This window comes from Pseudorhodobacter sp. (assembly GCF_030452865.1).
Classification (GTDB): Bacteria; Pseudomonadota; Alphaproteobacteria; order Rhodobacterales; family Rhodobacteraceae; genus Pseudorhodobacter.
In genome coordinates this window covers 1-3043 of record NZ_JAKDLJ010000414.1, presented here as the reverse complement: position 1 = coordinate 3043, position 3043 = coordinate 1, and the positions used below count along the sequence as shown (strand labels likewise).

Below are 3043 nucleotides of genomic sequence, written 5' to 3'. Positions count from 1 at the left end.
CATTCAGACCGCGCACCGGGGCCAACCCCCGGTGCGACCGGCGCGACGGGTAAATCGCGACTGGCACGGTTCTGGTTCCGCCTGACAGGTTTCTCGCGTGCAGAGGCGGGGACAGCTTCGGTTGAGTTTGTTCTTCTGGTGCCGGTCCTGATGTTGCTGTTCATGGCGTCAATCGAATCCGGTGTCTTGATGACTAGGACGGTCATGCTCGAACGCGGCGTCGATCAGGTCATGCGTCAGCTTCGACTGGGGCAAATCCCGAATCCGACCGTCGATCTGCTGGAGACAGCGATTTGCAGCCGCAGCGTCATCCTGAAAGATTGCAAGGCCAATATTCACATTGAATTGCAACCGGTCAGCATGTCCAGTTGGCAGTTTCCGTCGACCGCAACCGATTGCATCGACCGGGATGAGCCTATGCAACCGGCAACCACGTTCAATCCGGGTGCGTCGCAACAGGTCATGCTCGTCCGCGTCTGTGTCATTCAGGATGCGTTCTTCCCCGGCACCGGCGTCGGCCTGCGACTCGCACGCGACAGCCAGGGCGGCTACGGCATCATCGCGGCCACCGCCTTTGTGAACGAACCTTGAGGAGGCTCAGCATGAACACGCTTTTCAAACTGTTTCGCCGCTTTGCCCTGGAAGAAAAGGGAACAGCCGTCGTCGAGGCGGTGATCTTCCTGCCGCTCATGGGCTGGGCCTATATCGGTGCGTTCGCCTATTGGGATGTCTACCGCTCCATCAACACGGTGCAGAAGGCATCCTATACGGTCGCAGATATGCTTTCCCGTCAACAAGGCCCGGTGAACGATGATTTCATCGACGGCATGCGCACCACAATCGACTATATCCTCGGTGGGCGCACTACCGCCAAGATCCGGGTCACCTCCTACCGCTGGAGCGAAGCGAATAACCGCTATGAGGTTATCTTTTCGCGCTCGCCCGACGAAGCAATGCCCGAGCTCACCGACGCCAATCTTGCCAATCTGACGGATCGTTTGCCGATCATGAAAGATGGCGACTCAGCAGTGCTGCTGGAGACGGAAGTGGGCTACACTCCGCTTTCATCCTTCATGTTGAAGCCTGCCAAGATCAGGGAGTTCATCGTCACACGCCCGCGGTTCGTCCCCAAGATCTGCCTTCAGGGTGAGGATTGCTAAACCACGTCGCGCAGTTTCATGCTTCTTTTCGGACTTTCAGCATTTTACCTTTGATCTCACCCAGAGATCAAAGGTAAAATGTGTTCATTCCGAGTGCTTTTGGGTTGCCAACTGAACCTGATTCACGCCCGACGTGATCTGCCGAGGCCGCAAAGGAACCCTGCCAAACGTCAGGCAGTGGACTCTCAGGAGATTCAACCCGGCTCGGTGCCAGTCAGCAACAGAGTGATCTGATCCGCCATCCGGCGCGAGGGTTGCGATGCCGTCACCCCGCCGATGCCAACGCGCCGCCCCATGCGCCACCACAGGCCCGGCACCCAGACGAATGTGCCGCCCCGATGCAGTCGCAGTGTGAAACCCTGTGATGGCTTCATCGCGAAAGCACCTCGCGACACCTCCCGGACATCCGAGATCCGCGCAAGCACTCGTCCGCTATCATCGCGCAACTCACTTCGGGTCAGTTCCAATGCACGCTGCGTACCCTGCCACAAAAGCCAAGCCGTCACGAATCCGCCGATCCCCAGCACCAGAATCACAAGGCGCAACAACGCAGGTTGCGCATTGCCGGTAAACGCAAGATAGACCAGCAGCACCGCAAGGACGGCCTGTATCGTAATTCCGGCCCAGCGCTGAAAAGGTGCCGCCTGTAACCTTGCCAAAACCGGTTCTTCCGTGCCCGTCGTCTGATCATTGCTCTGCATGTCACGCCCCGAACCACCTGCTGTGCGTCGCTATAGCAGGTTGCAGCGCCAGAGCCAGCCCGCCGCTTTACCTGCGTCTCTGTGCTCACCGCTTGTGCGGTCATGCACAAACGCCCTCTTGTCCTGCGCCATTGCCCGCAACCGCACCTGCGCCTACCTTTGCTTCACCACCAACTCAGGAGGTCGCAATGTCCATCCGTCCCGTCACTTCCGAAACCCTTGCACAAGCCACGATGGAAGGCGCCGGTGTGCATCTGCACCGCGCCTTCGGCTTTCACAATCCCGAGCAGATGGACCCGTTCTTGCTGTTCGACGATTTCCGCAATGAGCATCCGCAGGACTACATGCGCGGCTTTCCTTGGCATCCGCATCGCGGCATCGAAACCATTACCTATGTGCTTTCCGGAACGGTTGACCATGCCGACAGCCTTGGCAACGCAGGCTCGCTCGGCGCAGGCGATGTGCAGTGGATGACCGCCGGGTCGGGCATCCTGCATCAGGAAATGCCACAGGGAAACGCCAAAGGACAGATGCACGGCTTTCAGCTTTGGGCCAACCTGCCCGGCCATCTGAAAATGACAGCTCCGCGGTATCAGGATGTGTCCAGTCGCGAAATTCCAGAAATCGTCGACGATGATGGCACCGCGGTCCGCGTGGTTGTCGGCTCGTTCTGGGGCACGAAAGGCCCGGTTGGCGGTATCGCCGCCAATCCTCAATATCTCGACATCTTCGTGCCCGCCGGGTTAAAAAAGACCTTCAAGGTGGATACCTCTCGTTCAGCTTTCGCCTATGTTTTCGAAGGCAAGGGCAGTTTTCGCGATGCAAGTCATCCGCGCGGTGTTCTGATGGAAAAAAAGGTAAACGGCCAAGAGGTCAACATTCGCGATATGTCCGGCAATCGCACGCTTGTACAGTTCGGCGGCGGCGATGAGGTGACGGTACAGGCAGGCGATCGCGGCATCCGCTTCTTGCTGATTTCCGGCGCGCCGATCCGTGAACCCGTCGCATGGCACGGCCCTATCGTGATGAATACGAAAGAGGAAATCCGCCAGGCGCTGGCTGATCTGCGCAACGACACATTCATCCGGCCCGCACATTGAGGTGAGGTGGCCCCAAATCGAAAGCGACGGACTTGCATCAAACGCCAGCCCCTCGCACACTCTGGCGACCCCATGATGGAGA

General features: G+C 58.6%; 4 protein-coding genes. 3 read left to right on the top strand and 1 reads right to left on the bottom strand.

The window, feature by feature from the left end; all coding sequences use genetic code 11:
- On the top strand, positions 1–591 hold a 591-nt coding region (locus L0H65_RS17300), incomplete at its 5' end, for a TadE/TadG family type IV pilus assembly protein (RefSeq protein ID WP_367652011.1).
- A gap of 11 nt (positions 592–602) precedes the next feature.
- Complete coding sequence (locus L0H65_RS17295) at positions 603–1160, top strand: TadE/TadG family type IV pilus assembly protein (protein WP_301460469.1); 558 nt, start codon at positions 603–605, stop codon at positions 1158–1160.
- Between the two features lie 194 nt (positions 1161–1354).
- Here L0H65_RS17295 and L0H65_RS17290 read toward each other — a convergent pair whose 3' ends face one another.
- The gene (locus L0H65_RS17290) at positions 1355–1861 is read right to left on the bottom strand and encodes a hypothetical protein (protein ID WP_301460468.1); all 507 of its coding nucleotides are present in this window, start codon (positions 1859–1861) and stop codon (positions 1355–1357) included.
- A gap of 188 nt (positions 1862–2049) precedes the next feature.
- Between L0H65_RS17290 and L0H65_RS17285 the strand changes: the two genes are divergently transcribed.
- A complete protein-coding gene (locus tag L0H65_RS17285) occupies positions 2050–2961 on the top strand; it encodes a pirin family protein (protein WP_301460467.1) in 912 nt (303 codons plus the stop codon).
- Positions 2962–3043 lie beyond the last annotated feature (82 nt).

Bases quoted from the DNA above. Each gene is read 5' to 3' on its own strand.
- L0H65_RS17285 (WP_301460467.1), top strand. From the start codon at position 2,050: ATGTCCATCCGTCCCGTCACTTCCGAAACCCTTGCACAAGCCACGATG.
- L0H65_RS17295 (WP_301460469.1), top strand. From the start codon at position 603: ATGAACACGCTTTTCAAACTGTTTCGCCGCTTTGCCCTGGAAGAAAAG.
- L0H65_RS17290 (WP_301460468.1), bottom strand. From the start codon at position 1,861: ATGCAGAGCAATGATCAGACGACGGGCACGGAAGAACCGGTTTTGGCA.